The 26,111-nt window shown below is 64.5% G+C and carries 35 protein-coding genes and 1 pseudogene; 34 read left to right on the top strand and 2 right to left on the bottom strand.

Features of this window, described 5'->3' with window-relative positions:
• The first annotated feature begins 22 nt into the window (after positions 1 to 22).
• The 7 genes and pseudogenes from WS92_RS32560 to WS92_RS17730 all read left to right on the top strand — a co-directional run bounded on the left by WS92_RS32560 (position 23) and on the right by WS92_RS17730 (position 3,662).
• Positions 23 to 1,009: a YdaU family protein gene (locus tag WS92_RS32560; protein WP_082743520.1), complete on the top strand. Its 987-nt coding sequence runs from the start codon at positions 23 to 25 to the stop codon at positions 1,007 to 1,009.
• Entirely contained in the window at positions 1,006 to 1,389 is a 384-nt protein-coding gene (locus WS92_RS17705) for a hypothetical protein (RefSeq protein ID WP_059929478.1), read from the top strand. Before WS92_RS32560 ends, WS92_RS17705 begins: the two co-directional genes overlap by 4 nt.
• Positions 1,386 to 2,069 carry an HNH endonuclease gene (locus WS92_RS36155; RefSeq protein WP_197420749.1) on the top strand — a complete coding sequence of 228 codons (684 nt, stop codon included), beginning with the start codon at positions 1,386 to 1,388 and terminating at the stop codon, positions 2,067 to 2,069. Before WS92_RS17705 ends, WS92_RS36155 begins: the two co-directional genes overlap by 4 nt.
• 14 nt (positions 2,070 to 2,083) lie before the next feature.
• Positions 2,084 to 2,236, top strand: a pseudogene (locus tag WS92_RS17715) (RusA family crossover junction endodeoxyribonuclease); the annotation flags it as partial.
• A 9-nt stretch (positions 2,237 to 2,245) separates the two neighbouring features.
• Positions 2,246 to 2,575, top strand: coding sequence for a hypothetical protein (locus tag WS92_RS17720; protein WP_006027859.1), 330 nt, complete (start codon positions 2,246 to 2,248; stop codon positions 2,573 to 2,575).
• Entirely contained in the window at positions 2,572 to 3,165 is a 594-nt protein-coding gene (locus tag WS92_RS17725) for a hypothetical protein (protein ID WP_059929474.1), read from the top strand. The genes WS92_RS17720 and WS92_RS17725 overlap by 4 nt, the downstream gene beginning before the upstream one ends.
• A 152-nt stretch (positions 3,166 to 3,317) precedes the next feature.
• Positions 3,318 to 3,662, top strand: a complete 345-nt coding sequence (locus WS92_RS17730; RefSeq protein WP_059929472.1) for a GrlR family regulatory protein — start codon at positions 3,318 to 3,320, stop codon at positions 3,660 to 3,662.
• A gap of 52 nt (positions 3,663 to 3,714) precedes the next feature.
• Here the strand turns inward: WS92_RS17730 and WS92_RS34910 are convergent, their stop codons facing one another.
• On the bottom strand, positions 3,715 to 3,897 hold the full coding sequence (locus WS92_RS34910; protein ID WP_141668052.1) for a hypothetical protein: 183 nt from the start codon (positions 3,895 to 3,897) through the stop codon (positions 3,715 to 3,717).
• Between the two features lie 85 nt (positions 3,898 to 3,982).
• Here WS92_RS34910 and WS92_RS17735 point away from each other — a divergent pair, with 85 nt between their 5' ends.
• The 22 genes from WS92_RS17735 (at position 3,983) to WS92_RS17835 (ending at position 22,048) form a co-directional block, all read left to right on the top strand.
• A complete protein-coding gene (locus tag WS92_RS17735; protein WP_059929470.1) occupies positions 3,983 to 4,648 on the top strand; it encodes a putative metallopeptidase in 666 nt (221 codons plus the stop codon).
• Between the two features lie 185 nt (positions 4,649 to 4,833).
• Positions 4,834 to 5,169, top strand: a complete 336-nt coding sequence (locus WS92_RS36665) for an HNH endonuclease (protein WP_231755877.1) — start codon at positions 4,834 to 4,836, stop codon at positions 5,167 to 5,169.
• 34 nt (positions 5,170 to 5,203) lie between these two features.
• On the top strand, positions 5,204 to 5,683 hold the full coding sequence (locus tag WS92_RS17740) for a DUF2280 domain-containing protein (protein ID WP_059929467.1): 480 nt from the start codon (positions 5,204 to 5,206) through the stop codon (positions 5,681 to 5,683).
• A complete protein-coding gene (gene terL / locus WS92_RS17745; RefSeq protein ID WP_059929465.1) occupies positions 5,634 to 7,187 on the top strand; it encodes a phage terminase large subunit in 1,554 nt (517 codons plus the stop codon). Before WS92_RS17740 ends, terL begins: the two co-directional genes overlap by 50 nt.
• Positions 7,188 to 7,207: 20 nt before the next feature.
• Positions 7,208 to 8,674: a DUF1073 domain-containing protein gene (locus WS92_RS17750; RefSeq protein WP_059929464.1), complete on the top strand. Its 1,467-nt coding sequence runs from the start codon at positions 7,208 to 7,210 to the stop codon at positions 8,672 to 8,674.
• Positions 8,671 to 9,426: a phage head morphogenesis protein gene (locus WS92_RS17755; RefSeq protein ID WP_059929462.1), complete on the top strand. Its 756-nt coding sequence runs from the start codon at positions 8,671 to 8,673 to the stop codon at positions 9,424 to 9,426. The genes WS92_RS17750 and WS92_RS17755 overlap by 4 nt, the downstream gene beginning before the upstream one ends.
• 1 nt (position 9,427) lies before the next feature.
• Positions 9,428 to 9,721 carry a ubiquitination-like system serine protease family protein gene (locus WS92_RS17760; RefSeq protein ID WP_059929460.1) on the top strand — a complete coding sequence of 98 codons (294 nt, stop codon included), beginning with the start codon at positions 9,428 to 9,430 and terminating at the stop codon, positions 9,719 to 9,721.
• 171 nt (positions 9,722 to 9,892) lie between these two features.
• The gene (locus WS92_RS17765; protein WP_059929458.1) at positions 9,893 to 11,353 is read left to right on the top strand and encodes a DUF2213 domain-containing protein; all 1,461 of its coding nucleotides are present in this window, start codon (positions 9,893 to 9,895) and stop codon (positions 11,351 to 11,353) included.
• A gap of 10 nt (positions 11,354 to 11,363) precedes the next feature.
• Positions 11,364 to 11,870 carry a structural cement protein Gp24 gene (locus WS92_RS17770; RefSeq protein ID WP_059929456.1) on the top strand — a complete coding sequence of 169 codons (507 nt, stop codon included), beginning with the start codon at positions 11,364 to 11,366 and terminating at the stop codon, positions 11,868 to 11,870.
• Between the two features lie 69 nt (positions 11,871 to 11,939).
• A complete protein-coding gene (locus WS92_RS17775) occupies positions 11,940 to 13,031 on the top strand; it encodes a DUF2184 domain-containing protein (protein WP_059929454.1) in 1,092 nt (363 codons plus the stop codon).
• Between the two features lies 1 nt (position 13,032).
• Positions 13,033 to 13,488 carry an STY1053 family phage-associated protein gene (locus WS92_RS17780; RefSeq protein WP_059929452.1) on the top strand — a complete coding sequence of 152 codons (456 nt, stop codon included), beginning with the start codon at positions 13,033 to 13,035 and terminating at the stop codon, positions 13,486 to 13,488.
• A gap of 63 nt (positions 13,489 to 13,551) precedes the next feature.
• Entirely contained in the window at positions 13,552 to 13,932 is a 381-nt protein-coding gene (locus WS92_RS17785; protein WP_059929450.1) for a DUF4054 domain-containing protein, read from the top strand.
• 28 nt (positions 13,933 to 13,960) lie between these two features.
• Positions 13,961 to 14,440, top strand: a complete 480-nt coding sequence (locus WS92_RS17790) for a hypothetical protein (RefSeq protein ID WP_059929447.1) — start codon at positions 13,961 to 13,963, stop codon at positions 14,438 to 14,440.
• Positions 14,441 to 14,500: 60 nt separating this feature from the next.
• Positions 14,501 to 14,872, top strand: a complete 372-nt coding sequence (locus tag WS92_RS17795; RefSeq protein ID WP_059929444.1) for a hypothetical protein — start codon at positions 14,501 to 14,503, stop codon at positions 14,870 to 14,872.
• A gap of 4 nt (positions 14,873 to 14,876) precedes the next feature.
• A complete protein-coding gene (locus tag WS92_RS17800; RefSeq protein WP_059929442.1) occupies positions 14,877 to 15,467 on the top strand; it encodes a phage neck terminator protein in 591 nt (196 codons plus the stop codon).
• A gap of 9 nt (positions 15,468 to 15,476) precedes the next feature.
• Complete coding sequence (locus WS92_RS17805) at positions 15,477 to 16,952, top strand: DUF3383 domain-containing protein (protein WP_059929440.1); 1,476 nt, start codon at positions 15,477 to 15,479, stop codon at positions 16,950 to 16,952.
• Positions 16,953 to 16,967: 15 nt separating this feature from the next.
• Positions 16,968 to 17,408 (top strand): phage structural protein, encoded by a 441-nt coding sequence (locus WS92_RS17810; RefSeq protein ID WP_059929437.1) that lies wholly within the window; start codon positions 16,968 to 16,970, stop codon positions 17,406 to 17,408.
• A 2-nt stretch (positions 17,409 to 17,410) separates the two neighbouring features.
• A complete protein-coding gene (locus tag WS92_RS17815) occupies positions 17,411 to 17,884 on the top strand; it encodes a phage tail assembly chaperone (RefSeq protein WP_059929435.1) in 474 nt (157 codons plus the stop codon).
• Between the two features lie 183 nt (positions 17,885 to 18,067).
• Positions 18,068 to 20,194: a hypothetical protein gene (locus tag WS92_RS17820; RefSeq protein ID WP_059929433.1), complete on the top strand. Its 2,127-nt coding sequence runs from the start codon at positions 18,068 to 18,070 to the stop codon at positions 20,192 to 20,194.
• A complete protein-coding gene (locus tag WS92_RS17825) occupies positions 20,191 to 20,766 on the top strand; it encodes a phage baseplate protein (protein WP_059929431.1) in 576 nt (191 codons plus the stop codon). Before WS92_RS17820 ends, WS92_RS17825 begins: the two co-directional genes overlap by 4 nt.
• Entirely contained in the window at positions 20,766 to 21,083 is a 318-nt protein-coding gene (locus WS92_RS17830; RefSeq protein ID WP_059929429.1) for a phage baseplate plug family protein, read from the top strand. Before WS92_RS17825 ends, WS92_RS17830 begins: the two co-directional genes overlap by 1 nt.
• Positions 21,080 to 22,048 (top strand): phage protein, encoded by a 969-nt coding sequence (locus WS92_RS17835; RefSeq protein ID WP_059929427.1) that lies wholly within the window; start codon positions 21,080 to 21,082, stop codon positions 22,046 to 22,048. Before WS92_RS17830 ends, WS92_RS17835 begins: the two co-directional genes overlap by 4 nt.
• Here the strand turns inward: WS92_RS17835 and WS92_RS17840 are convergent.
• Positions 22,045 to 22,422 (bottom strand): hypothetical protein, encoded by a 378-nt coding sequence (locus WS92_RS17840; RefSeq protein ID WP_059929425.1) that lies wholly within the window; start codon positions 22,420 to 22,422, stop codon positions 22,045 to 22,047. The genes WS92_RS17835 and WS92_RS17840 overlap by 4 nt on opposite strands.
• A gap of 3 nt (positions 22,423 to 22,425) precedes the next feature.
• On the opposite strand from WS92_RS17840, the gene WS92_RS17845 reads away from it, so the two are divergent.
• The 5 genes from WS92_RS17845 (at position 22,426) to WS92_RS17865 (ending at position 26,060) form a co-directional block, all read left to right on the top strand.
• Positions 22,426 to 23,175: a Gp138 family membrane-puncturing spike protein gene (locus WS92_RS17845; protein ID WP_059929423.1), complete on the top strand. Its 750-nt coding sequence runs from the start codon at positions 22,426 to 22,428 to the stop codon at positions 23,173 to 23,175.
• A gap of 141 nt (positions 23,176 to 23,316) precedes the next feature.
• Complete coding sequence (locus tag WS92_RS17850; RefSeq protein ID WP_059929421.1) at positions 23,317 to 23,829, top strand: Rha family transcriptional regulator; 513 nt, start codon at positions 23,317 to 23,319, stop codon at positions 23,827 to 23,829.
• A gap of 37 nt (positions 23,830 to 23,866) precedes the next feature.
• Complete coding sequence (locus WS92_RS17855; RefSeq protein ID WP_059929419.1) at positions 23,867 to 24,220, top strand: contractile injection system sheath initiator; 354 nt, start codon at positions 23,867 to 23,869, stop codon at positions 24,218 to 24,220.
• On the top strand, positions 24,217 to 25,398 hold the full coding sequence (locus tag WS92_RS17860; protein WP_059929417.1) for a baseplate J/gp47 family protein: 1,182 nt from the start codon (positions 24,217 to 24,219) through the stop codon (positions 25,396 to 25,398). Before WS92_RS17855 ends, WS92_RS17860 begins: the two co-directional genes overlap by 4 nt.
• A complete protein-coding gene (locus tag WS92_RS17865; protein ID WP_059929415.1) occupies positions 25,398 to 26,060 on the top strand; it encodes a DUF2612 domain-containing protein in 663 nt (220 codons plus the stop codon). The genes WS92_RS17860 and WS92_RS17865 overlap by 1 nt, the downstream gene beginning before the upstream one ends.
• Positions 26,061 to 26,111: the final 51 nt, after the last annotated feature.

Genomic DNA, 26,111 nt, shown 5'->3' on the forward strand with positions numbered 1-26,111 from the left:
TGCCCTCTGAACGGAGGGCGCCGTGAACTATTACCCCCATCACATCGGCGATTTCAGGTCCGGCACGGTCAACATGAGCCGTGTCGAGCGATGGATCTACCGCGACCTGATCGACGTCTACTACGACACCGAGAAACCTCTCCCGCTGGACCTGGACGCGGTGTGCTACGCCGTCGGCGTGAGCGCCGAGGAAGAGCGGCGCGCGGTGGCGAACCTGTTGCGTTTCAAGTTCACGCAGACGGACGCCGGATACGTCCACGAACGATGCGAAATCGAGATCGCGGCCTACCGTTTGCGCGCCGAAACCGCCCAGGAGAACGGGAAAAAGGGTGGTCGGCCGAAAAAGCGCGCAGCTACCGAGGTGGGTACCAAACAGAACCAAACGGAAACCCAAGAAAAACCCGGTGGGTTTTCATCGGGTTCCGATCCGGTTGCCAGTGCCCCCCCAGACATAACCAGTTCTAAAACTAACCAAGAACCAAGAACCAATAACCAATATGTAAACCATAGCGGCGGCGGCACAACACAGGCAGTAGCGGACGATGCGCTGAACGCCGCCGCCGCTTTCGTCGAAATCCTTCGCTCGTCGGGCGTCGGCTTCGCCGCCGATGACACGCGGTTGGTGAGTTGGCCCGGGCGAGGCGTGACGGTCGACGACCTGCGAGCGGCAATCGCCACGGGCCGAAAGCGCCGTGAGCGCGAGCGCTCCGAGCAGCCGCTGAATGTCGGATTCCTCGAGACGATCCTCGGCGATCTGCTCGCTGCGCGCACCGCGAAGTCCGGGACGTCGACGCATACGGTTGGCGACTGGTGGCGCTCGTGGACCGGCATCGTCGAGCACGGCCGCAGGCTCGGCCTCGAGCAAGGCTCCGACGAACCGCCGTTCGATTTCAAGCTGCGCGTGTTCGAAGCGGCCGGCGACGGCCCGTGGTGGGACGAGCACAACCGCACATTTCGCAACACCGCCGGGCCCGTCGCGGCCGGCGCCATCCTCGAGGGTCAACGATGACGCAACAGCAATCGCTTCTCGCGCAGCAGTCTGCTAAGCGCCGCATTCAGGCACTAGGCCGGCTCAAGGCCGGTGCGATGAACAAGACCGAGCAGCAGTACGCGACGTTCCTGGAGGCGCTCCGCGTCGCAGGCATGATCGCGTGGTACCGCTTCGAGGGCGTGAAGCTGCGGCTTGCCGACAATACGTTCTATTCCCCCGACTTCGCGGTTATGCGGGCCGATGGCGCGATGGAGATGCACGAGGTGAAGGGGCACTGGCAAGACGATGCCCGCGTCAAGATCAAGGTCGCGGCCGATATGTACCCGTTCCGGTTCCTTGCCGTGAAACCGAAGGCAAAGCGAGATGGTGGCGGCTGGCAGCAGGAGGATTTCGAGTGAGTGAAGAGAAATTCCGTGGCGTTAGCGCGCACAAGGATGGTGGTTTCGTCGCGGGTATTGGCGTGAATGGGAAGCGCGTCTATCTCGGATGGTTGCGCACTTTCGAAGAGGCGAAAGCGGCCCGCATCGCCGCAGAGGTTCGACACTTCGGTGCGCCGTTTGACCGCCGCGAAATCGAAACGGACGGCGTCGTCGCGAAGCTTCCGTTGCATGGCCAGCGCGGCGTTTTCTACGGCTGGGCGCTGATCGACGTTACGGATGTCGAGAAAACTCGCCATATCGCCTGGACGGTCGACCGGCGCGGGTACGTTGTCGGCCGGCCGCCGGGATTCGCCAACAGCGTCACGCTCCATCGCTGGCTGCTGCTCGATGGCGGAAAGGGGCAACTGATCGTCGACCACGTCAACCGGAATCGATTGGATAACCGACACGCGAACCTCCGGCAAGCAACCACCAACGGAAACGCACAGAACACGAGTCTTGCGAAGAACAATTCGAGCGGCTTCAAGGGCGTTTCGCGAGCTGCCCACGGGAAATGGCGGGCACGGATCTGGGTGGATGGTCAGGAACGGTTTATCGGCCTGTTTGACACACGCGAGCAAGCCGCAGCTGCATACGACGCGGAAGCGAAAAAATTGCATGGTGACTTTGCGTCACCGAACGCGCAGATCGGAGCATGAACGGCGCGGCTTACGCCGACAACGTTGTCAAGGCGTTGAAAGACGGCATGAACGGGGTTGTGTACGCCGACGACGGCCAGGTCGTCGACCTCTGGATCTCGAAGCGCTACGCGCGCGTGCCCGGCGTGCGCATCGAAGCCATCGAATTGAATTTGCAGCGAGCATAGGAGCGGGCCTTGAAAACGAAAAACGGAAAGCTGACCATCAACGCGGTGCTGAAGACCATGAGGCCGGGCAGCCGGTACACGGCGACCCGTCTCGCCGAGAAGCTGGAGGTGCCGCTGTCGTCGATGCGGCAGCTGCTGGCGACCGACGTCGCGCTCGCGCGGCTCGATTCGAGCAGCACGCGCCGCGGCCGCGAGTACTCGATCGCCGGAACCTGCCGCGCGCCGGACGCGCACGTCGACACGCGGGTCCGGCCGGACTTCACGAGCCACCTCACGGGGTACGGTAGCTGGCTTGGCAGCGTGCAGGCGCTGGCCATGACGACGCGGGGTGCACGATGAGCGAAGTCGTCGAATTCAAGTCGGCGTTCGACGCCGTGCGGTTCGCGCTCTGCTACTCGTCGCAGCAGTACGGCGAGACGATGCTGGCGAAGCGGTTGCGCGGCGAGTCGATCGGCACTGGCATGGGCCTGGTCGGGCTCGACGGTGCCGGGCAGGCCGGGCAGATCCGCCGGCATCTCTGGGAACTGCCCGATCTGCACCTGTCGGTGATCGTCGCGCGCGCAGCGCCGCGTGATCTGTCGTGCTCATGCGGCGCGGCGTGCTGCAGCGGCCGGACGCCGAATCTCGAATGGAAGGCGGCGATCGGGTGGCTGACGCAGGCGTCTGCCGCCTACTGCTCGGGCTTTTCGCACTACCGCGTGCGGCGCGCGATCATCGAGCGGCTGTTCGGGGTGAAGTGCGATCTGTCGCAGATCGCCGAGGACTGCGACGCGCACCGCAACACGGTGGGCAATCACAACAAGGCGGTCCGGCTCTGGATCGAAGGCGACAAGAAGGCGGGTGATAGGGGAGTCGAAGGGCTCGCGTGGTCCGTGATCGAACGACGCTTCGACGAGATCGGATTGTTGAGGTCGAGCGAAGTTGCTTGACTTTTTTGCGGAGCATGCACAATAATCCGCAATATTCGATACACGTCATACGTGCGTCCGGAGAAACGAAGCCTGCGAAAGCGGGCTTCGGCGTTTCTGGCGTCCGTTTCCGGTAAGATCTTCGTGCGGGTGGGACCGCGAAAGGAGATCAGATGCTTCAGAACGGACATTACAAAGTCGACTTCGGCGCATCGCTGCCTGGGGTGGGTGGCCACGTGAAGCTGGACGATGGCGTCATCACCGGGGGCGACGACCAGTATCGCTACGAGGGCACTTACGATGTCGTCGGGACGCAGGTTACTGCGCGGCTGACGATTTCGGCTTATGCGCCGAATGCGGTTTCAGTCTTCGGGACGCCGGGTGGTCAGTTCTCGTTGAATTTGACCGGACAAGTTCAGCCGGGCGGATTCTCGCTTACTGGGCCTTCGCCGTTTGGTGGTCCTGGTATCGCCATCACCGGTCGTCATCTTCCGACCATCGGATTGGGCCAGATCTGAGTTACTTCGAGCTGCTCCAAGCCCGCTGAGCGAAAGCCAGCGGGCTTTTTCGTTACAGCTTGTCGAGCTCGTCTGTCGCGGCCTTCACTGCAGCGGCTATGAGTTTTCCGAGCGCGTCTCCATTTTTCTCAGGTTCGGTCAGCCATGCATTCGGCGAACCCGGTTGAAAAAGGCCAGCTTGGAGTGCAGCCTTTACGAGTTCGGTCGCTCGATTCTTTGCTTCCATTCCTGCCATAGATTCACTCCCGTAGCGTGAGCCGGCGGACTCCGGCTCGGTAATTCTACGCCGGCTGCATGGCCTTTCCGGGCTCACGAAAAACATGTCTCGTTCGAAGCGAACCGATGTCGCGAAGGTAGCGCACGCGTCTCGGCCTGCGCCGCCCGACATCCTCTTCAGCGATTCGAACTGGACCAGGCGCATCGTGCCTGCCGACGGCGTCGCTGAGTGGGTGAACGAGACGCTGCTGCGTGAGGGCGCGCCGCTGCACAACCCGGACCACACGCACCTAGTCGACGCCGACGTCGCCTACCTCTGGGCGGCAGTCGAGAACGTGCGCCAGATGCGGCGCGTCATCGGCCAATGCGAAGAGGTGATGATCCGCGCCGGCGGCTGGCAGCGGGCCCGGCAGGAACAGCAGTACCTCGAATGGTTCGGCCGCGTGCCGGCATACTTGATCACGCTCGACGCGCACTACGCGCGCGAGTGCAACGACCTGCAGTGGTGCGCGCTCGTCGAGCACGAATTGATGCACATCGCTCAGAAGACGGATGAGTTCGGTGCCCCAGCCTTCACGAAGGATGGGTTTCCCAAGCTGGGTATCCGGGCGCATGACGTCAGCGAGTTCGTTGGGATCGTGGCGCGTTACGGAACTGGCGGTCCCGATAGCGACATTTCCAAGATGGTCAGGGCGGCAAATGCCGGACCGACCATCTCTCACGCATCGATAGCACAAGCATGCGGAACTTGCATATTGAAGGCTGCTTAGACGCCGAGCGATGGCAAACCGTGCCGGACTTCCCGGACTACGCCATCAGCGACTATGGTCGTGTGAAGCGTCTGACGACGCGGACGCGTGCGAAGGCCGGCGCCATCTTGAGGCCATGTAATCGCAGTAAGGATCGACCGTACCCATCAGTGGATCTGAGTAGGGACGGTAAGCGGCGCACCCAGATGATTCATATTCTGGTTGCACGCGCATTTCTCGGGCCAGCGCCGTTCGTCGGAGCCGAGGTGAACCACATTGACGGCGACAAGGGGAATCCTTACTTCAGGAATCTGGAATGGGTTACGTCATCGGGAAACTCGCTGCATGCATATGAGACCGGGCTTGCTGACGCCAAGGGCGAGGCAAACGGTCAAGCGAAACTTACCGATGCCGCGGTGCGTGAAATTCGTGGTTTGGCTGTGGGCCGACGAGGCGAGAAAACGAGGATTGCACGGCAGTTCGGCGTGTCCGAGACTGCAATCCGCGACATCTTGAGCGGCCGTACCTGGTTGCACATCTGACCGTCCGCATAGCCCTTTCTGAACGTCTCCCGCTATGGCAGCACTTCCCGAACCCATCAAGGTGTTCGTAACGCAGGCGCTCGCCTGCTTCGATACGCCGTCGCGCGCGGCGAAGTCGGTGCGCGAGGAATTCGGCGTTGAGGTGTCGCCGCAGCAGTGCGAGCGCTACGACCCGACGAAGCGGGCGGGCGAGACGCTCAGCAAGAAGTACCGCGAGATCTTCGAGCGCACGCGCGAGAAGTTCCTCAACGACACGTCCGGCATCGGCGTGTCGCACCGCGCGGTGCGCCTGCGCGCGCTCGACCGAGCCGTTGCGGAGGCGGAGCGGCGCAACAACTTGCCGCTGATGGCGCAGCTGCTCGAACAGGCTGCGAAGGAATCCGGCGACGCGTTCACGAACAAGCGCCGCCACGAACTCACTGGGGAGAACGGCGGCCCGATCGAGAACAGGACGGTCGTCGTCGATGAAAGCCAAGTCGCAGCCGCCGTCGCCAAGCTCGAAGACGAGTATTGACCCCGCCATTGAGCGGGCAGTCCTGAAGGCGAAGTGCGAGCGGGACCACCTGTTTTTCAGCCGGTACTTCTTCAAGCATCGCCAAGCGATCAAGTTTCGCGTCAACTGGCACCACGTGCTGATCGCCGACACGGTGCAGCGCGTGATCGACGGCACGCTGAAGAATGTCGTCATCAACGTGCCGCCCGGCTCGTCGAAGACCGAGCTGGTCGCGATCAACCTGATCGCGCGCGGCCTCGCGCTGAACCCGCGCGCGCGGTTCCTGCACATCAGCTACTCGGACGACCTCGCGCTGCTGAACAGCGAGACGGCGCGCGACATCGTCGCATCCGACGAGTACCAGGCGCTCTGGCCGCTGAAGGTAGCTGACGACGCGAAGTCGAAGAAGCGCTGGAACGTGCTCGTCGATGGGAAGAAAGCCGGCGGCGTGTACGCCGTTTCACTTGGCGGTCAGATCACCGGCTTCCGGGCCGGGCACATGGCCGAGGGCTGGCAGGGCGCGATCATCATCGACGACCCGCTGAAGGTCGAGGACGCGTACAGCAAGACGAACCGGGACAAAGCCAACCGCAAGCTGCAGTCGACCGTGAAGAGCCGAAAGGCGAGTCCGGACACGCCGATCATCGTGATCATGCAGCGGCTCGCCGAGGAAGACCCGACGGGCTTCATCAAGGCGCGCAAGCTGCCGGGCGAGTGGGAGTTCATCGAGATCCCGGCGCTGATCACGGACGAGTACGTCGCGAAGCTGCCGGCGCACATCCGCGATCGCGTCGAGTGCGACGAGCGGGACGCTGACGGCCGGTACAGCTACTGGCCGTATAAGGAACCGCTGCAGGAGCTGCTCGCGTCCGAGAAGGCCGACGCGTACGTGTTCAACGGCCAGTACATGCAGCGTCCGTCGCCGCTGGGCGGCGGGATTATCCAGAGCGGCAAGTTCCTGCGCTACGGCGCGCTGCCGCAGCTTCAGTACCGGAAGATCTTCGCGGACACGGCGCAGAAGACCGCTGAGCGGAACGACTACAGCGTGTTCGAGTGCTGGGGCCTTGGGTACGACAACCGTCTGTACCTGATCGACCTGGTGCGCGGGAAGTGGAAGGCGCCCGAGCTGAAGCGCCGCGCGATCGACTTCTGGAACAAGCATGCGGCCATTGGTACCGACGACCCGGGCGCACCCGTGTTGCGCCAGATGAAGGTCGAGGACAAGTCCAGCGGTACCGGCCTGATTCAGGACATCCAGGCTGACGGCGGCATCCCGATCGAGGGCATCGAGCGCGTGAAGGACAAGCTGACGCGCGTCATGGACGTCGTCAGCCACATCGACGCCGGCAACGTCGGCGTCCCGCTGGATGCCCCGTGGGTCAGCGACTTCTTGACCGAGTGCGACTCGTTTACGGCTGACGACACGCACATGCACGACGACCAGATTGACCCGATGGTCGACGCGATCAACGACATGCTGGGAGGCGCGAAAGACCTGTCGGTCTGGGAGCGGCTTGCCGGTTGAGCACGACAGGATTTCCCGGAATGTCGAAACGGAAGCAACAGACCCGGCCGCCGCGCGCACCGGCGGCGACGCATGCCCATCGCACGGTCGACTCGTTCGCCAACTTCGAAGCGCGGCTCGGATGGGGGGCCGACAACCAGGCGTCCGCGGCGCAGTACACGCTGACGTACCAGAGCCGCAACCGCGTCTGGCTGGAAGCCGCCTATCGCGGATCGTGGATTGTGCGCGCCGCGGTAGACGCGATCCCGGAGGACATGACCCGCAAGGGCATCGAAATGTCCGGCCTCGATCCTACCGACGTGTCGAAGATGGAGACAGCGCTGACGCGCAAGGCGATCTGGGACCAACTCTGCGATACCGGCAAGTGGGCGCAACTGTACGGGGGCGCGATCGCGGTAATGCTGATCGACGGCCAGGACATGTCGCAGCCGCTTCGGCGCGAGACCATCGGGAAAGGCCAGTTCAAGGGCCTGCTCGTGCTCGACCGCTGGATGGTTGCGCCGCCGGTCGGCGAGGTCGTGATCGAGTTCGGCCCCGATCTCGGCATGCCGAAGTACTACGACGTGCTGCCGACGGCGATCGGCTTGCCGCAGGGGCGCATTCACCACTCGCGCGTGCTGCGCATGGATGGCGAAGCGCTGCCGTTCTACCAACGCATCAGCGAGAACGGCTGGGGGCTGTCGATCCTCGAGCCGATGTGGGACCGGCTGATCGCATTCGACAGTGCGACGGTCGGCGCCGGCCAGCTCGTCTACAAGGCGCATCTGCGCACGCTGAGCGTCGAGAAGCTGCGCGAGATCATCGCGATGGGCGGCCCGGCGCTCAACGGGCTGCTGAAGCAGGTCGAAATGATCCGGCTCGGGCAGTCGAACGAGGGCATCACCCTCATTGACTCGACCGACAAGTTCGAGACGCACCAGTACGCGTTCAGCGGACTCTCGGACGTCCTGCTCCAGTTCGCGATGCAGCTCAGCGGCGCGACGGGCATTCCGCTCGATCGCCTGTTCGGCCAGCAGCCGGCCGGCTTGAGCGACACCGGTGAAGGGTCGCGTCTGCTGTATCACGAGAAGGTGCACACGCGGCAGGAGCGCCGGCTGCGAAATCCGCTGCACGGGCTGCTCGACGTGATGTGTCGGTCGGAGATCGGGCAGCCGTTGCCCGAGGACTTCTCGTACGAGTTCAACCCGCTGCAGGAGATGTCGGCCGCCGAGAAGGCGGAGATCGGCAACAAGACGGTCGACTCGGTGACGAAGGCCGTCGACGCCGATCTGATTCCGCGCAGCCAAGGCATGCGCGAGCTGAAGGCGTCGTCGCCCGACACCGGCATGTTCGGCGACATCCCTGACGAAGCGATCGAGCAGGCCGAAGAGGACGAGCGAGGCGAAGACCCGCCGGACATCGATCCGACACTTCCGCTCGACCCGGCGCCGGGCGCGGCCGCGCGCACGAACGATTCTCTGCTTCGCAGGCTTTTCCGACGTCGATGATCCTCACCCTCGATCGAAAGCGCGACCGGCGCAAGAACCCCGTCCGGCTGAGCGGCGCCGAGCGGAAGTACGGCGGCCAGTTGCGAAAAATCGCCCATCAGGTCGGCGTGCTGGTGGGCGGCTTTCCGCCCGATGACCCATCGTACGCGCCCACGATCGAGGAACTGCTTCGTAGGTATGCCGAGACGCTCGCGCCGTGGGCCGAGGCGACTGCGGCGCGCATGATCGCCGACCTGAATCGACGCGACGAGCAGATGTGGATGAAGCAGGCCGCCGACATGTCGCGTGCGCTTCGCGACGAAATCCGCGGGGCGGCCACCGGCGAGACGATGCGCGCGCTCCTATCCGAGCAGGTGCGGCTGATTAAGTCCATCCCGCTCGACGCGGCCGAGCGCGTGCACCGCCTGACGCTGGAAGGAATCGTCGACGGCGCGCGCGCCGCGCAGATCTCGAAAGCGATTCAGGAGTCCGGGCAGGTCGCGAAAAGCCGTGCCGACACGATCGCGAGAACCGAGGTCAGTCGCACGGCCGCGACGCTCACCGAGGCGCGCGCGCTCGACGTCGGCAGCCCCGGCTACTTCTGGCGGACGTCGGGCGACTCGGATGTGCGCGAGGACCATCGCGAGCTGGAAGGCAAGTTTTTCACGTGGGACAAGCCGCCGGTCGCGGATAAGCGGTCGGGCGCGCGGGCGCACCCAGGCTGCATTTACAACTGCCGGTGCTGGGCCGAAGTCGTGCTCCCGAAGGACTGATATGGCGAAGATGAAGCGGGACAGCAGCGGATCGCTGCTGTTCGTGTGCCCGTGCGGTGAGCTGCACGTCGTCTATCCGCACGGTTGCGATTCTCCGAACCCGGTGCGATGGAGCTGGAACGGCAGCGTCGAAGCCCCGACGTTGTCGCCGTCGATCCTCGTGTCGTGGCCCGGGCCAGGCGATCGACAGAACGTCTGCCATTCGTTCATCACGGACGGTCGAATCCAGTTCTGCGGTGACTGCACACATGAACTCGCCGGGCAGACGGTCGAGATTCCTGACTGGGTGGACTGAGCATGCCGACACATCGAACGACGTTGCGCGTGCGAGTGCGCACTGCATGGTGGTTGCCGCTGTATGTCCGGTCCCTGGCCGTGTGGTGCCGGCTCACGCGCAGTGAGCCCGACTACGAGCGAATCCGCGGCGTCATCGCGCGCGGTGTCCGAACCAGTATCGAAGACTGATATGCGCATTTTCACCACTGACCACGCATGCACCTGCGGCTCGCACGCGGCGCGCGCTCGCGCACATACCCGAGACGGCATTACGGCGTCCGGCGTGTACGCGACCGAGCAGCTCGGCGAGCGGCAGTCGATCACGCCGGAGGGCTTCCTGCTCTGCGAGGCCGTGCCGATTGCCCGCGTCGGCGCGCAGGACTACGCCTATTTCGAGCTGCCGGAGATCGAGGCGAAAGACGGCGTCATCGTCGCCGAGCGTACGGCCGACGTGCTCTTCAGCCCCGAGACGCTCGCGAGCTTCGAGGGCAAGCCGATCACGATCGACCATCCGCCGGATTTCGTGACGCCGGCGAACTACATGTCGGTGGCGCGCGGCACGGTCCGTAACGTGCGGCAAGGCGAAGGCGACCAGGCCGAGCTGATGCTCGCCGACCTGCTGATCACTGACGCCGAGGCGATTCGCCGAGTGCAGAGCAAGGGCGCGGACGCGCTCACGCAGGTCAGCAACGGCTACGACGCCGACTACGAACAGATTGCGCCTGGGCGGGCGCGACAGGTGGTGATCGTGGGCAACCACGTCGCCCTCGTGAAAAGCGCCCGCTGTGGCCCCGTGTGTTCGATCGGGGATAGCAGTTCCAACCTACTCCCGACAGGAGATGCAAGCATGGCAACCAAGAAAGGCTCCAAGTTCGTCGACGCGTTGCGCAAGGCGTTCATGACGCGCGATTCCGAAGCGTTCGAGAAGGTCGCGAGCGAGATGACCGGCGACGAAGGCGGCGAGGGTGGCGACGGCCAACCGCAGATTCACATCCACATGCCCGGCACCGGCGCTGATCCGAAGGCGGGTGTGTCCGCGACGGGCGACGAAGGCGCGGGCGGTGGTGAAGGCGATCCGCTCAAGCAGGTGCTCGATGCGATCCAAGCCACCAACGGCAAGATCGACGCACTCGCCGACCGCGTGACGAAGCTTGAAGGCGGCGGCACGCCGACCGGCGACGGTGATGGCGATGACGACGATCTGGACGGCACCGGCACGATGGACAACGACGGTGCCGGCGAAGGCAATGACGACAAGGGCGGTACGCGGACCGGCGATAGCACCGCGTTGCGCGATCAGTTCCAGGACGCACTCTCGCGCGCCGAGATCCTCGCGCCGGGCGTGCGCCTGCCGACGTTCGACGCGAAGGTCGCGCGCAAGAAGACGGTCGACGCTATCTGCGTGCTGCGCCGCCGGGCGCTGCGCGCCGCGATGGAGAACGAGAACGCTGAGCTGGTCAAGTCCGTGGTCGGCGCCGCGAACGTCGCGAGCATGACCTGCGATTCCGTGACGGCGTTCTTCAATGCAGCGTCGGAGGTCGTGCGCAGCAAGAACTCCGGCGTCACGCAGCGCCGGACGAACGATTCCGCTCAGGCCGAGCGGAAAGACATCAACGCAATCCACGCGGAATTCTGGAAGGTCCGCAAGTAAAGGAGCCGACATGCCCTCGTTGCAAGCTTATCAATATCGCATGCCGGCGGGCTTCGCCGGCGATCTCCAGCGCGCCGAAGTCGCCACGATCGAGACGCAGCTGATCGATCCGGCTGCACCGCCGACGGCGTTCGGCGTGCCGGTGAAGATGGTGAACGGCAAGATTCAGCCGATCAACAACGCGGCCGACACCGCGGCGCTCGTCTACGGCGTGAACTTGCGCGCGTATCCGATTCAGGGTAACGGCACCGATCCGCTCGGGACTTCGACGCCGCCGACGAGCGGCCCGACCGACATCCTGAAGCGTGGCTACTTCAACGCCGCGCTGGGCGGCACCGCGCCGGCCACGAAGAACGGTACGGTGTACGTGCGCGTCGCGGCGGCCGCCGCCGGCAAGCCGCTCGGTGGTTTCGAAGCGGCGGCCGACGGCACCAACACCGTCGCGATGCCGGCGAATTGGTACTTCACCGGTCCGGCTGACGCATACGGCACCGTCGAGATCGCCGTCAACATCTGATCCGGCGCTGAACAGCGCTTCACCCGAAGCCCCGCAATTGCGGGGCTTTTGCATTTCTGGAGCCATTACATGGACATGTCCGAACTGAAGCACCTGCGCCGGGCCGGGGCCTCGCTCCCGATGTCGGCGGCCGTCGCGGATGCGACGCGCCGACTGATCCGCGCGCGTACGCAGGACCAGCAGTACACCTACGATCGTGCGACGATCGATTCGACGGGCGCGTTCCTCGTCGGCCAGTTGGAACGCCTCGACCAGACGCTCAACGAGCCGCTCGTCGAATACACTTGGTCGCGCGACATCTACATTCGCAGCGACGTGTCGGCGGCCGACGAAGTCGCGTCGTTCACGAACTCGGCGTTCGGGATGAGCGGCGGCATCAACCCGAACGGTCTGAACTGGATCTCGAACGAAGGCAACGCGCTGGCGGGCCCGTCGGTCGACATCGGCAAGACCGCACAGCCGATGCTGCTCTGGGGTGCCGAAGTCAAGTACACGGTACCCGAGCTGATCAAGTCGCAAGCGCTCGGCATGCCCATCGACTCGCAGAAGGTCGAGGCGATGAACATGAAGCGCAACATGGACCTCGACCAGATCGTCTACTACGGCGATCCGCAGATGAGCTTCACCGGACTGGTGAACTCGATCGGCGCCGTCGGGAGCGTTTCGAACGTCGCGAACGGTGCGGCCGGTACCCCGCAATGGGAGACGAAGACTCCGAAGGAGATCCTCAAAGACGTCAACGAGATCCTTACGTCGGCATGGCAAGCGTCCGGCTGGAAGGTGAAGCCCAACCGCCTCATGCTGCCGCCCGCGAAACTCGGTTGGGTTGCATCGCAGATCGTGAGCGACGCTGGCAACAAGTCGATCCTCACGTACCTGCTCGAGAACAACATTTGCACGCAGCAGGGCACGCCGCTCGAAATCCTCGAGCTGAAGTGGCTGATCGGCGCGGGCGCCGGCGGCACGCAGGGCCAGCTCGGCACCGTCGACAGGATGGTCGCGTACAACAGCGACAAGAAGTACGTCCAGTTCCCGATGACGGACCTGCAGCGTACGCCGCTCGAGTACCGTTCGCTGTTCCAGATCACGACCTACTGGTCGCGTATCGGCCGCGTCGAATGGCGCTACGGTACGACGGCCGCTTACCGGGACGGGATCTGACATGGCGAAGATCAACGTTCTGACGGCGTTCACGATCCGGCTGCTCCACGAGGGCGAGGAAGTCGTTCGTCGCGTCGAGGCCGGCGTGCAGGAGGTCGAGGACTTCATCGCCGAGCACTGGTACGCGAAGGCGCACACCGGCCCGCTGCCGGAGAAATCCGGCGATTCGAGCGGCTCGCAAGGCGGCGCGCCGGATCAGGCCGCCGCGAAGGCCGACCTGCAGTCCGAATCGGACCGCCTCGACAAGCTGCGGGTCGAGCTCGACACGTTCAGCAAAGGTCTGGACGAACGCGCGGCAGCACTCGACACGCGCGAAGCGGCGGTTGCCGCGAGCGAGCAGGATCTCGCCGCGCGGGTCGCCGCCTTCGAGGCAGCCCAGAAGGATGCCGCGGCGGCCGCGAAGGATGGCGCAGCCGACGGTACGACCCAGAAGTCCGGTAGCGGGAAGAAGGCATAATGGCCTCCCGGCGCCGCGCCCTGTCGGCGCGCGCCGGGAATCCGCTTATTGGCAAGGTGACACGTGGACATCACTCAGTTCCGCCAGTCGTTCCCTGAGTTCGACGCAACTACGTATCCGGATTCGCTCGTGCAGTTTTGGCTGACGGTGGCGGTCTCGCTCGTCAATGCTGATCGCTGGGGCGAACTGACTGATCTGGGCGTCGCACTGGTTACTGCGCACCATCTCGCGCTCGCGTTGAAGGACCAGAAGACGGCCGCAGTTGGCGGCGTGCCCGGGCAGGTGACCGGGCCGCAGTCGTCGAAGGCGGTCGATAAGGTGAGCGCGAGCTATAACACCGATGCAGTCGCCATCAAGGACGGCGGCTTCTGGAACGCCACGATGTACGGCGTCCGTTATCTCAGCCTCGCGCTGATGATGGGCTCGGGCGGCATTCAGCTATAACGCTGCCGCTGCCCGTCGGGAGAATCCCATGGGCAGCATGAAAATCGACCGCCTCGACGAGATCCTGAAGTCGATCAGCGGGCTCGTGCAGAAAGAAGTGCTCGTCGGTGTGCCCGACAGCACCGCGGGCCGCAAGGACCAGGGCGAGCCGCTGAGCAACGCCGAGATCGGCTACATCCTCGAGAACGGCTCGCCGGCGAACAACCTCCCGGCGCGCCCGCACCTGGTACCCGGCGTGCAGGACGCGCGGCCGAAGTTCGAGCCGCAACTGCAGAAGGGCGTCGAAGCGGCGCTCGACGGCGACCTTGAGAAGGTCGACCGCAGCCTGAATCGCGCCGGCCTCGTCGCACAGAACTCGGTGCGCGCGAAGATCAACAGCAACATCCAACCCAAACTTGCCGACTCTACGCTGGCCGCGCGTCGGCGCCGTGGCGTCACGCGCGAGAACACGCTGGTCGACACCACCCAGTACCGCAACTCGATCACGTATGTGGTCCGTAAGAAGTAGCACCCTGCTTTCCTCATCCCAAGGGCCGCCTCGCGCGGCCCTTTTGTATTGGAGCCAGCAATGGCCTTCCTCGATGTCACCGACGTCCTGCTCGATCCCGATTTCATGGACATGGGTCTGATCTGCAACCGCATGACGCAGGTCACGAACGAGAAGGGCCGCGCGCACAACACGCCCACGTCGACATCGTTCGCGGCCGTCGTGACGAGCGACAAGGGCGACATCCTGCACCGCAACGCCGACGGCAGCCGAATCATCGGCTCGATCACGCTGCACACGATGTTCCGGCTGACGGACGGCAGCACGGGTCAGGACGCCGACGAGGTCGTATGGGCGGGCCGCACCTACACCGTCGTCAACGTGAACGACTACTCGCACTTCGGCCGCGGCTTCGTCTGCGCGACGTGCGACTTGAAGCCTCTTTCCGGATGACCCCATGAACGACAGCTCGACCGGCGGATACCTGGCGCCAGCCGTCGATGCGCCGCCGGACGAGGACGATGATCTCGACGATCTGGTCCACGACCTGATCGCGGGCGTCACGGCGCTGCCCGGCGACCTCGTGCGGCCGCGCTGGCAGCCGACCGTCCCGAAGCAACCTGAACCGTCCGTCGACTGGTGCGCATTTGGAGTGCAGGAGCAAGAGCCGGACGCCGGCCCGGCGATCCAGCACGACGGCGCCGGCGACGGCCACGACACGTACATCCGGCACCAGGACATCGACGTCCCGTGCACGTTCTACGGGCCGCGCGCGAAGGGTTACGCGCAGCGCCTCGCCGACGGCCTCGCGATCCCGCAGAACCGTGAGCAGCTCCAGAAAGTTGACATGGCCTTCGTCGGCGTGGGGCCGATCCGCGCGGCGCCGGACCTCGTCAACCAGCAGTGGGTACGGCGCTACGACATGACCGTGACGCTGCGCCGCAAGATCACCCGGACCTATCTGGTCCTCAACCTCAAATCGGCCACGGTGGCGACGACGACCGACTCGTCGACGCCCGTGGACGGCGTTTCGAACATCCACTCGTAGGGGATCAGCATGTCCAACGGATTGCCGGTATCGCGTCTGATCAACGTCACGATCAACATGTCGCCGCTCGCGGCGCAGGGCGCGAACCTGAACACACTGCTCATTCTCGGGGCCTCTTCGTTCATCGACACGAACGAGCGACTGCGCTCGTACGGGAGTATTGATGCGGTCGCGGCCGATGCTGGCACGAACTCGCCCGAGTATTTTGCGGCGGCGCTGGCTTTCAACCAGGTGCCGCAACCGCAGACGGTGTGCATCGGACGCTGGGCGAAGACCGCGACGTCCGGTTCGTTGCGCGGTGGCGTGTTGTCGACTGCGCAGCAGGACATGACCGTCTGGAACGCCGTTACGGCGGGCGCATTCAGCATCACGATCGACGGTACCGCGAAGACGGTCACGGCGCTCGATTTTTCCGCGCAGACGAATCTGAACGGCGTCGCGACGGTGATCAACGCGAAGTTGACCGGCGCGACGATTGCGTGGAATGGCTCGCAGTTCGTGGTGACGTCGGGCACGTCCGGTACCAGCTCGACTGTCGGGTATGCGACAGCGCCGGGCAGTGGTACGGACGTTTCGTCCATGCTCGGCCTGACCAGCAGTCTCGCCGGCACGCCGGCGGCCGGCATCGCGCCCGAGCAACCCGTCGACGCCGCCGCGGTGTTCCTCGACCGATTCGCCAATCAGTTCCTCGGCCTCGATTTCGCCGATGCATCCATCACGGATGCGCAGCACATCGCGGTCGCGAATCTCATCGAGGCGGACCAGCGGCACCTCTACGGCATCACGACGCAGAACCCGCAGGTGCTCGACTCGACGGTATCGACCGACATCGCGAGCAAGTTGAAGGCGCTCAATCTGAAGTACTCCATCGTGCAGTACTCGAGCTCGACGCCGTACGCGGTTTCGTCGCTGCTCGGGCGCCTGCTGACGGTCAATTTCGACGGAAATAACACGACGATCACGCTGATGTTCAAGCAGGAGCCGAGCGTCGCCGCGGAGCAGTTGACCAGCACGCAGGCGAATTCGCTGCAGGCGAAGAACTGCAACGTGTTTGTGAACTACAGCAACGACACGTCGATCATTCAGTACGGCGTGACGCCGAGCGGCCTGTTCGCCGACTCCGTCTACAACGCGATCTGGTTCCGCAACCGCATCGAGACGGACGTCTACAACCTGCTGTACCAGAGCCCGACGAAGATTCCGCAGACCGACGGCGGCAATGCGCTGATCGCCGCGACCATCTCGGCGGCGTGTGAGGCGGCGGTGAACAACGGCTATCTCGCGCCGGGCGTCTGGAATTCGACGGGCTTCGGCGCGCTGAATCAGGGCGACACGCTGGCGAAGGGCTACTACGTCTACACACCGCCGATCGCGACGCAGTCGCAGGCCGACCGCGAGGCGCGCAAGTCCGTCACGTTCCAGGTCGCGGCGAAGGAAGCCGGCGCGATCCATAGCGTCGACATCCTCGTCAACGTCAATCGGTAACAGGGGCATCTCAACATGACGACTTACAGCTTTCAGGACGTCGCGGCGACGATCGTGGGCCCGGGCGGCGCGTTCTCGCTCGGTTACGGCGAAGCGACTGCCGAAGAAGGTATCACCATCGTCCGTGCGGGCGACAAGAACACGATGACGATCGGCTCGGACGGCGAGGGCATGCATAGTCTGCACGCCGACAAGTCCGGGCAAGTGACGTTGCGCTATCTGAAGACCGCGCCGATCAACGCGAAGTTGATGGCGCTGTACGACGCGCAGTCGCTCGACAGCCGGCTGTGGGGCAAGAACCTGATCGAGGTTCGGCAGACGGCCGCTGGAGACGTCACGACCGCGCGCAGTTGCGCGTTCAAGAAGGCGCCCGACCTGAAGTACGCGAAGGACGGCGACATTGTCGAATGGGTCTTCGACGCGATCAAGATCGACAACATCCTCGGGACGTACTGAACATGGCTACCGAAATCGAACTCAACGGTGCGCGGTACGCGATCGGCAAGCTGAGCGCGATGCAGCAGTTTCACGTGTCGCGTCGCATCGCGCCGATCATCCCGCCGATGATCCCAGTCTTGCTGCAGTTCTACGAAGAAATGGACAAGACGGAGGGAGTTTCGGCCGACGAGAAGCAGGGCGTCTTGGCCCTTGTGAACTCAATCGCACCGGTGCTGCAGCCGTTCGCCGACGCGCTGGCCAACCTGAAGGACGAGGACGCGGAATACGTCTTCGGCACGTGCCTGTCCGTTGTCGAGCGCTGGCAGGGGCCCGGCTGGGCGAAGGTCTGGAACACCGCTCACAAGACGTCGATGTTCGACGACATCGGCATCGACGTGATGCTGCCGCTCGTCGTGCGCGCCGTGGTGGCGAACCTCGGCCCTTTTATCGCCGGGCTCCTTACCAGCCAAGCGAGCAGCCCGGCGGCGACGTAGGCTGGATCCGCACGCTGCCCGGCGGCGAGGATTGGCTGCTCGCTCCAGTACATGCGCAGATGTGCCGGTACGAGTCGCTGCTCGACGGAACGCTCGACCTAGCCGACATCGCGCTTATGAACGATTCACTCGCCGTCCGGGCAGACAACGACGCGGCGTTCCGCCGCAAGATGGAAAGAGAAAATGGCTGATTCGGTCGTCATCCGCGAATTTCTCGTGGCTCTTGGCTTCAAGGTCGACGAGAAGGGTCTGAAGAACTTCAAGGAAGGCGTCGAAGGCACGACGAAGGGCGTCAAGCAGCTCGTCGCGACCGTATCCGGCGCCGCGCTCGCCGTGAGCGCGGGCGTCGCGGCATTCGCGTCGAAGCTCGAGCGACTGTACTTCGTGTCGCAACGCACCGGCGCGTCGGCCGCCAATCTGCGCGGCTTCGAGTTCGCGGCGCGGAATATGGGCATCTCGGCCGAGGCGGCCACCGGCACGATCGAGAACCTCGCGCGCTTCTTGCGCAGCAACCCGGCCAGCGAGGGCTATCTCGCGACGCTGGGCGTGCAGACGCGCAATGCGAACGGCGAGCTGCGCGATACGGTCGACATCATGTCGGATCTCGGGAAGTCGCTGGCGAACAAGCCGACGTGGCTTGCCAGCCAGTACGGCAACATTCTCGGCATCGATGAGAACTTGATGCTCGCGATGCGCAACGGGGACTTCGAGAAGCTCCTAGCGCAGTACCGCGAGATGTCGCAGACGACGGGCCTCGACAAGGCAGCCGACGACTCGCACAAGTTCATGACGCAGGTGCGCGGTCTCGGAACGACGTTCGAGAACCTCGGCATCCGCGTCGAGGGCGCGATGCTGGGGAAGGTTGGCCCGGGCCTAGATCGGTTCCAGCACTGGATGGATGAGCACGGCGACGAGGTCGCGAACAGAATCGCAGATATTGCGAATGCCATCCTGAAAGTGGCAGAAGCTGCAGGGCCGCCGCTCGGGAAGCTGGTGGATCTGTTCATCGAGCTCGACCATTCAACGAACGGCTGGTCGACAAAGATCCTGCTGCTCGGCGTGGTGCTGAAGGCGCTGGGGGTATTCAAGATCGCGGGCGGCATCTGGAAGATCGCGAGTGCGCTGCGCGCGGGCGGCGCGGCGGCCAGCGGCGCAACAGGTCTGCTCTCCGCAATGGGAGTCGAACTTGCCGCGCTCGCCTCGAGCGCGGCCGCCGTCGGCGCCGCTTTCCTCGGCTGGAAGATCGGTGATGGACTACGCGATCAGATCGACGGTTTGATCACGAAGCTGTCGGGCGGCCGCTTCCGCTCGTTGTGGGACATCCTCACGCTGAAGGATCGCCGCGGCCTCAACGCTACCGGCGGATACACACAGGCCGAAATCGACAGCGTGAAGGACGGCGGCGGCGCGAAACTGACGCCACCGCGCGCCGAGCAGCCACGGGCCACTGCGCCGTCATTGGCCGCACCGGAACCCACTTTGACGCAAGGCGGCGAAAAGCCGTCGGCACCGGTGCCGCAACCGTCCGGCGCGCAGAGTCCGACACCGCAAGTCGTTCCGACGCCGGTGCTGGCACCGCGGATCGAGCGCGTTTCGGCTCCCGACGACGGTGGTCTCGCCGACCGTCTCGGCCAGCTCGCGGATACGGCGTTCGGCAAGTTGATCGCACGCGGCGAAGGCGATTACAACAGCGTGAACCGCGGCGCGCGCGGCGGTTACCGTGCCGGCACCGAGAATCTCGAAGGCATGACGCTGGCGCAGGTCATGGCCGCGCAGCGCGCGGGGCAGTTCAACGCGGCGGGCCGCTACCAGATCATCGGTAGCACCCTGGCCGAGGCCGCGCGCGGGTTGAAGCTGAAAGGCGACGAAATGTTCGACCGCCGGCTACAGGACCGGATCTTCGAGCAGTACCTGGTGCGCAACAAGCGGCGCGCGATCGCCGACTACGTCGAAGGGCGCAGTGACGATCTGCGTGGCGCGCTGCGCGCGGCGTCGCGTGAGTGGGCGAGTGTCGCGGACCCCGACACCGGCCGCAGCTACTACGCCGGCAAAGGCAACAACCGCGCCAGCATAACGGCCGCCGAGATGGAGGCCGCGCTGCGCAACACCCGCGCGACGTACCAGCCGGCGGCCGCACTGACGGCGCAGTCTGCGGCGCGCGGTGACGTGGCGAAGGTCGAGCTGCACCAGTCCACACAGATCCACGTGAGCGGCGCCGGCGATCCGAACGCGGCCGGTCGCGCAGTCGAGCGCGAGCAGCGCGCGGTGAATGCCGACATGGTCCGCAACCTGCAGGGGGTGATCGCATGATCCTCGACATGATCCTGATTTCGCCGAAGAAGATCGGCGGCATCACGGTGCAGGTCGCGATCGAGGAGGTCTACAACGACGAGCTGACCATCACGGAGCATCCGGTCGAGCAAGGGGCGCAGATCACCGATCACGCCTTCAAGCGCCAGCCGGATCTCGCGATGCGCTGCGGTTGGAGCAACGCCGACTACGAAGCGCTGCTCGGCGCGGCGGAGGCGACGTTCGACGGCGGTGGCCTGCCGTCGGCACAGTACATCAACGCGATCTACTCGCAGCTACTCGCGCTGCAGCAGGCGCGCACGCCGTTCGACGTCACGACGAGCCGCCGAACCTACCAGAACATGCTTCTGCAGGGGCTGCGGCTCACGATCGACGTGAAGACGTCGAGCGCGCTGATCCTGACGGCGACGCTTAAGCAGATCCGCATCGTGTCGACGCAGGTGACGAAGCTGCCTCTGCGCGAGAACCAGGCCGACCCGGCGTCGACGGCCGAGACCGGCAACGGCGGCACGAAGGCCGCCATGCCGGCGACGCCAGCGCCAGGCGGCGCGGTACCGCCGGGGAGTATGTGATGCCGAGCTTCTTCGAGATTCCGTTTTCGCCACGTCCCGAGCGCTTCACCGTGACGCTGAGCGGGACCGACTATCGCCTGACGGTCCAGTACCGCAAGGCCGGCGGCGCGGGATGGGTGCTCGACATCGCGGACGCGTCGGACAATCCGCTGGTTTCCGGCATCCCGCTGGTGACTGGTATCGACTTGCTCGCGCAGTACAAGCACCTGGGCTTTAAAGGGCGGCTGTGGGTGCAGGGCGCCGCTGATCCGGACGACGTTCCGACGTACGAGGATCTCGGTATCGGCTCGCACGTTTTCTGGGTGACGGATCAATGAGCGTTCAGCAGTTCGGCCGCAAGGTATCGCTGATCATCGGCTTCGACAGCGGCGAAGCGCTCGACCTGTCCGAGCTGCGGATCGTGTTCCGCGTGCAGCGGGGCGACCTGCAGACGCCGAACTCGGCGCGCATCCGGGTTTACAACGTCTCCGCGACGACGGCGCGGCGCGCGCAGAAGGAGTTCACGCGCGTCGTGCTGCAAGCCGGCTACGACGGCAACTACGGGATCATCTTCGACGGCCAGATCAAGCAGGCGCGGCGCGGGCGCGAGAGCCAGACCGACACGTTCCTCGACATCACTGCGGCGGACGGCGACTCTGCCTATAACTTTTCCGTGGTGAACGCGACGCTCGCGGCCGGTTCGGTGGCGACGGACCACGTCTCAGTGGCGACCGCGGCCATGAATCCGTACGGCGTGTCGCTCGGCTACATGCCGCAGGTGACATCGAACCCGCTGCCGCGCGGCAAGGTGATGTTCGGCATGGCGCGCGACTTCCTGCGAGGGATCGCCAAGACGACTCAGACGGTCTGGAGCATCCAGGATGGGAAGGTCGTACTGGTGCCTGAGACAGCGTACATGCCCGGCGACATCCCGGTAATCACTTCGGAGACTGGCATGGTCGGTCTGCCGCAGCAGACGGCGAACGGCATTGAGGTGAAGATGCTGCTGAACCCGACCGTGAAGATCGGCCGACTGATCTGGCTCGACAACGCCAGCATCCAGCAGTACGAGTACAGCCTGAACGTCGACCAGCAGGCCGAGAACGAACGGATTGAGATGCAGGCGAAGCTGCAGGACGACGGCTTCTACTACGTGATGCTCGCGGACGTCAGCGGCGATACGCGCGGCGAAGAGTGGTACACGAGCGTGATCTGCCTTGCGGCCGACGTCACGGTGCTGCCGGACTCGTTCAAGGACAAGGCGGCGGTACCGTCCGCCGACGTAATCAAGAGGTTCGGCTAGCGGCCGTACGTCGGCAGTGCCTTGATGGTCATCGTCGTGTTCTCGCCGTTGCGCTTCACATCTGCGCGCGCGAGCACGTTGAGAGGCATCGACTTCATCGGCATCTTCGGCACGATGATCACGGCGTCGCCGTCGATCGTCTCGCCCCAGCAGCCGATATCCCACACGCCGCGATAGGACTCGTAGCGCCGCATGTTCTTCGCGTTCGCGAGCGGCAGGTCGCACTTCTTCGCCGTGTACAGGATAGTCGGAAAGTCGTTTTCGACCGTCACGCCGACCTTCATGCCGGCGAACGGGTAGACGTAGGCGTCGTCAGCGACGGCGGCGAGCGGCGCAAGCAGCGCAGCGGTCAACAGCAGTTTTTTCATTTTCATCCTATGGATCGACGTGAAAGAGTAGGCGACCCGGAGGTCGCCCTGCGTGAAGCGTTCGACGGCGTGCGCGCGGGCATCTGGACAGCGTTGCCCGGCATCATCCAGTCGTTCGAAAGCGCCGCCGACCGGCCGCCGACATGCAGCGTGCAGCCCGCCATCAAGGCGCAGGTGCGCGGCATCGACGGTACGATCCAGAGCGTCGCGCTCCCGCTACTGGTCGACTGCCCGGTCCAGTTTCCGGCCGGCGGAAATTGTACGCTGACGTTCCCCGTGGCACCGGGTGATGAGTGCCTCGTCGTGTTCGCATCACGCTGCATCGACGCTTGGTGGCAGTCTGGCGGTGTGCAGGAGCAGGCCGAGCTGCGCATGCACGACCTGTCGGATGGCTTCGTCCTGCTTGGCTTTCGATCTCGGCCGCGCGCGCTCGCCGGCGTCAGTGGCGCGTCGACGCAGTTGCGCAGCGACGACGGCGTGACGTACATCGACCTGAACCCGACACTGCAGAAGGTGAAAATCGTGGCGCCCGGCGGTTTCGACGTGGTCGCGCCTCTGTCGACGTTCTCGGCCGCCGTGACGATCACTGGCCTGCTGACGTTCGTCGGCGGTATGGTCGGCAGCGCGGCAAGCGGTGCCGCGGCGGTGTTCAACGGCATCCTGAACGTGATCGGCCAGATCACCGCAAACGGCAAGCGCGTCGACGACACGCACACGCACTCTGACCCGCAGGGCGGTAACACCGGCCCGGTCAACTGACGTACCAGTAACCCATCACGAAGCCCGGCCGCGCGCCGGGCTTTTTCGTTTCATGACCACGGATAGGCCGGCCAGTCGAAAACGCGCTTCCCGGGCGCGCTGCCGTGGTCCCTCATTCCCGGGCATCTGCGGGAGGTTCCCATGAAAGATCTTCCTTTTCCCTTGGTTGTGCCGGTCGACGGCGAGGCGCGCGCTTCGTCCGAGATCATTGCGCGAGGCGTGGGACAAGGGCATCGCGGTTTGATGCAGTTGATCCGGAAACATTCCGTTTCTTTTCAAGAGCTTGGCCCTTTGCAATTTCAAATCCGGAAGGGGCGAGCGCTCGAGCAAGGCGGTTTCGCCAAAGCGACCGAGTACGCGATGCTGAACGAGCACCAGGCGACGCTGCTGATCACGTTCATGCGCAATTCGCCATCGGTGATCGCCTTCAAGATCGCTCTGGTGAAGGAGTTCTTCCGGATGCGCGACGTGCTCGGCCGCCGTGAGCAGACGCTTTGGCAGCAGATGCAGGCGTTGATCGCCCGCGAGGTCGAGTCGAAAGTGCGTGCCTCATTCGGCTCGCACCTGATGCTAGCCCGAAAACGGGAGCTGCCCGGCCTCGATGCCGAGCGCACGCTTCTCGAAAGCCAGATGCAGCCGTCGCTGCTTAACTGACCCGGCCCCGAGCCGGGTTTTTCGTTTCTGGGGCTCCATGCGATACCGAAAACTCGACGCTGACGGCGATTACGTCTTCGGCGGGGGAGCGGCCGACTTCCTTGTGAACACGCCGGAGACAGTAGCGCAGGCCGTGTTGACGCGCCTGCGACTGCTGCGCGGCGAATGGTTCCTCGACACGACGGCCGGCATGCCGTGGGCGACCGACGTCCTCGGGAAGTACACGAGCGGCAAGTACGACGCGGCGATCCGGACGTGCATCCTCGGGACACAGGGTGTGACCGAGTTGACGAGCTACTCGAGCGCGGTGGATTCAGATACGCGCGTGCTGACCGTCACCGCGACGATCAACACCATCTACGGCACCACCACGGTACAGGCGACATTGTGACCCTCACGACCCTTGCACCCACCATCGACGCTAACGGCATCACCGCGCCGACATACGCGGACGTGCTCGCGTTCCTGCAGGACCAGTACCGCTCGATCTACGGCGCCGACACGTACCTTGAGCCCGACAGCCAGGACGGCCAACTGCTCGGCGTGTTCGCGAAGGCAATCAGCGACGTCAACTCGGTCGCGATCGCGATCTATCGGTCGTTCAGCCCGGCAACTGCGCAGGACGATGCCCTGTCCAGCAACGTCAAGATCAACGGCATCGCACGAAAGGTCGCGTCGTACTCGAGCGCCGACCTGGTGCTGGTCGGGCAGGCCGGCGCGACGATCACGAACGGCGCAGCGAAGGACGCGAACGGCGCGCAATGGTTGCTGCCAGCGACCGTTACGATTCTTCCGAGCGGCACGATCACGGTCACGGCGACGTGCGCGACGATCGGCGACGTGTCCGCTCGCGCGGGCACGATCAACCAGATCGCGACGCCGGCGCTCGGCTGGCAGTCGGTGACGAACCCGGCCGACGCCGCCGAGGGTGCGCCGGTCGAGAAAGATGCGGCCCTGCGGCAGCGGCAGACGGTGTCGACGGCGCTGCCCTCGCTGACCGTGCTCGACGGCATCATTGGCGCGGTTGCGAATGTTGCCGGTGTCACGCGGTACGTGGCATACGAGAACGACACGAGCGCGACGGACGCGAACGGCATCCCGTCGCATTCGATCTCGCTCGTCGTCGAGGGCGGCGACGCGACGGCGATCGCGAACGCGATAGCAGCGAAGAAGACACCCGGCGCTGGCACGTACGGCACGACGGCCATCGTCGTCACGGACATCTATGGTCGGCCGATCACGATCAGCTTCTTCCGGCCGGCCTCGGCCCCGACTTCAGCTACCGTGACCATCAAGGCACTCGCTGGTTATACGAGTCAGACGGGCCAGCAGATCCAGCAGGCCGTGTCGGACTATATCAACGGAGTCCAGATAGGCGGTGGTCTGTCCGGCAGCGTCGAATGGGGTGACGCGCTGACTGCGGCGAACAGTGTGGGCGGCGGCGTCACGTTCAAGCTGTCCGGCCTGACGCTCATCGGGCCGCGCGGCGCAGGCGTGCCGGACGTCGCGCTGCTGTTCAACGAGGCAGCGTCTTGCACGCCTGCGAACGTGACATTGGTGGTGACCTGATGGCGGATTTGACCGACTACACCGCGCTGATCACCTCGGAGCACAGCGACAAGCCGCGATTCATGGCGACGATCGGCGCGCTTGTACAGCCATTCGTCGATCAGATGAATCTGCTGGCGAGCATGCCGGGCAAGTTCGACCTGGACGTCGCCGTCGGCGATCAACTCGACACGATCGGGATCTGGGTCGGCGTGTCGCGGAAGATCCGTACGCCGCTGACGGGCATCTACTTCTCGTTCGACATCGCGGGCCTTGGCTTCGATCAAGGCACATGGAAGGGGCCGTTCGATCCCGATACGGGGCTCACCATTCTCGACGACGACACGTACCGGCTCGTCATTCGCGCCAAGATCGGGGCGAACCACTGGGACGGCACGCTCGCGTCGAGTGCGGCGATTCTGAACAGCATCTTCGACGCCGACACGCACGTATTCATCGAAGACCATCAGGACATGTCGATGACGATCGGCATCGCGGGGAAGGTACCGCCGGCGACGTTTCTCGCGCTGCTGTCTGGCGGCTATATCCCGCTGAAACCTGAAGGCGTTCGCGTCAACTACACGATCGTGACGACTGTCGACGGCTCGCCGCTGTTCGGCTTCGACATGAGCAATCAGCTAGTGGCCGGGTTCGACGTCGGAGCCTGGAGCAGGCCCGTCTAACCGCCAATCGCATTGTCTTCAAGCCACCTTCGGGTGGCTTTTTTTTATGCT

It is taken from the genome of Burkholderia sp. MSMB1588, from assembly GCF_001546925.1.
In the GTDB taxonomy this organism is placed as follows: Bacteria; Pseudomonadota; Gammaproteobacteria; order Burkholderiales; family Burkholderiaceae; genus Burkholderia; species Burkholderia humptydooensis.

Excerpts from the sequence above, each read along its gene's own strand:
- WS92_RS17765 (WP_059929458.1), top strand. The coding sequence starts at position 9,893 with ATGCGCATTTTCACCACTGACCACGCATGCACCTGCGGCTCGCACGCG.
- WS92_RS17755 (WP_059929462.1), top strand. The coding sequence starts at position 8,671 with ATGATCCTCACCCTCGATCGAAAGCGCGACCGGCGCAAGAACCCCGTC.
- WS92_RS17840 (WP_059929425.1), bottom strand. The coding sequence starts at position 22,422 with ATGAAAATGAAAAAACTGCTGTTGACCGCTGCGCTGCTTGCGCCGCTC.
- WS92_RS17845 (WP_059929423.1), top strand. The coding sequence starts at position 22,426 with ATGGATCGACGTGAAAGAGTAGGCGACCCGGAGGTCGCCCTGCGTGAA.
- WS92_RS17865 (WP_059929415.1), top strand. The coding sequence starts at position 25,398 with ATGGCGGATTTGACCGACTACACCGCGCTGATCACCTCGGAGCACAGC.
- WS92_RS17705 (WP_059929478.1), top strand. The coding sequence starts at position 1,006 with ATGACGCAACAGCAATCGCTTCTCGCGCAGCAGTCTGCTAAGCGCCGC.
- WS92_RS17825 (WP_059929431.1), top strand. The coding sequence starts at position 20,191 with ATGATCCTCGACATGATCCTGATTTCGCCGAAGAAGATCGGCGGCATC.
- WS92_RS17790 (WP_059929447.1), top strand. The coding sequence starts at position 13,961 with ATGGGCAGCATGAAAATCGACCGCCTCGACGAGATCCTGAAGTCGATC.
- terL (WP_059929465.1), top strand. The coding sequence starts at position 5,634 with ATGAAAGCCAAGTCGCAGCCGCCGTCGCCAAGCTCGAAGACGAGTATT.
- WS92_RS17815 (WP_059929435.1), top strand. The coding sequence starts at position 17,411 with ATGGCTACCGAAATCGAACTCAACGGTGCGCGGTACGCGATCGGCAAG.
- WS92_RS17850 (WP_059929421.1), top strand. The coding sequence starts at position 23,317 with ATGAAAGATCTTCCTTTTCCCTTGGTTGTGCCGGTCGACGGCGAGGCG.
- WS92_RS17805 (WP_059929440.1), top strand. The coding sequence starts at position 15,477 with ATGTCCAACGGATTGCCGGTATCGCGTCTGATCAACGTCACGATCAAC.
- WS92_RS17775 (WP_059929454.1), top strand. The coding sequence starts at position 11,940 with ATGGACATGTCCGAACTGAAGCACCTGCGCCGGGCCGGGGCCTCGCTC.
- WS92_RS17820 (WP_059929433.1), top strand. The coding sequence starts at position 18,068 with ATGGCTGATTCGGTCGTCATCCGCGAATTTCTCGTGGCTCTTGGCTTC.
- WS92_RS17760 (WP_059929460.1), top strand. The coding sequence starts at position 9,428 with ATGGCGAAGATGAAGCGGGACAGCAGCGGATCGCTGCTGTTCGTGTGC.
- WS92_RS17740 (WP_059929467.1), top strand. The coding sequence starts at position 5,204 with ATGGCAGCACTTCCCGAACCCATCAAGGTGTTCGTAACGCAGGCGCTC.
- WS92_RS17780 (WP_059929452.1), top strand. The coding sequence starts at position 13,033 with ATGGCGAAGATCAACGTTCTGACGGCGTTCACGATCCGGCTGCTCCAC.
- WS92_RS17795 (WP_059929444.1), top strand. The coding sequence starts at position 14,501 with ATGGCCTTCCTCGATGTCACCGACGTCCTGCTCGATCCCGATTTCATG.
- WS92_RS17730 (WP_059929472.1), top strand. The coding sequence starts at position 3,318 with ATGCTTCAGAACGGACATTACAAAGTCGACTTCGGCGCATCGCTGCCT.
- WS92_RS17830 (WP_059929429.1), top strand. The coding sequence starts at position 20,766 with ATGCCGAGCTTCTTCGAGATTCCGTTTTCGCCACGTCCCGAGCGCTTC.
- WS92_RS17810 (WP_059929437.1), top strand. The coding sequence starts at position 16,968 with ATGACGACTTACAGCTTTCAGGACGTCGCGGCGACGATCGTGGGCCCG.
- WS92_RS34910 (WP_141668052.1), bottom strand. The coding sequence starts at position 3,897 with ATGGCAGGAATGGAAGCAAAGAATCGAGCGACCGAACTCGTAAAGGCT.
- WS92_RS17750 (WP_059929464.1), top strand. The coding sequence starts at position 7,208 with ATGTCGAAACGGAAGCAACAGACCCGGCCGCCGCGCGCACCGGCGGCG.
- WS92_RS17725 (WP_059929474.1), top strand. The coding sequence starts at position 2,572 with ATGAGCGAAGTCGTCGAATTCAAGTCGGCGTTCGACGCCGTGCGGTTC.
- WS92_RS17735 (WP_059929470.1), top strand. The coding sequence starts at position 3,983 with ATGTCTCGTTCGAAGCGAACCGATGTCGCGAAGGTAGCGCACGCGTCT.
- WS92_RS17855 (WP_059929419.1), top strand. The coding sequence starts at position 23,867 with ATGCGATACCGAAAACTCGACGCTGACGGCGATTACGTCTTCGGCGGG.
- WS92_RS17770 (WP_059929456.1), top strand. The coding sequence starts at position 11,364 with ATGCCCTCGTTGCAAGCTTATCAATATCGCATGCCGGCGGGCTTCGCC.
- WS92_RS17800 (WP_059929442.1), top strand. The coding sequence starts at position 14,877 with ATGAACGACAGCTCGACCGGCGGATACCTGGCGCCAGCCGTCGATGCG.
- WS92_RS36665 (WP_231755877.1), top strand. The coding sequence starts at position 4,834 with ATGATTCATATTCTGGTTGCACGCGCATTTCTCGGGCCAGCGCCGTTC.
- WS92_RS17835 (WP_059929427.1), top strand. The coding sequence starts at position 21,080 with ATGAGCGTTCAGCAGTTCGGCCGCAAGGTATCGCTGATCATCGGCTTC.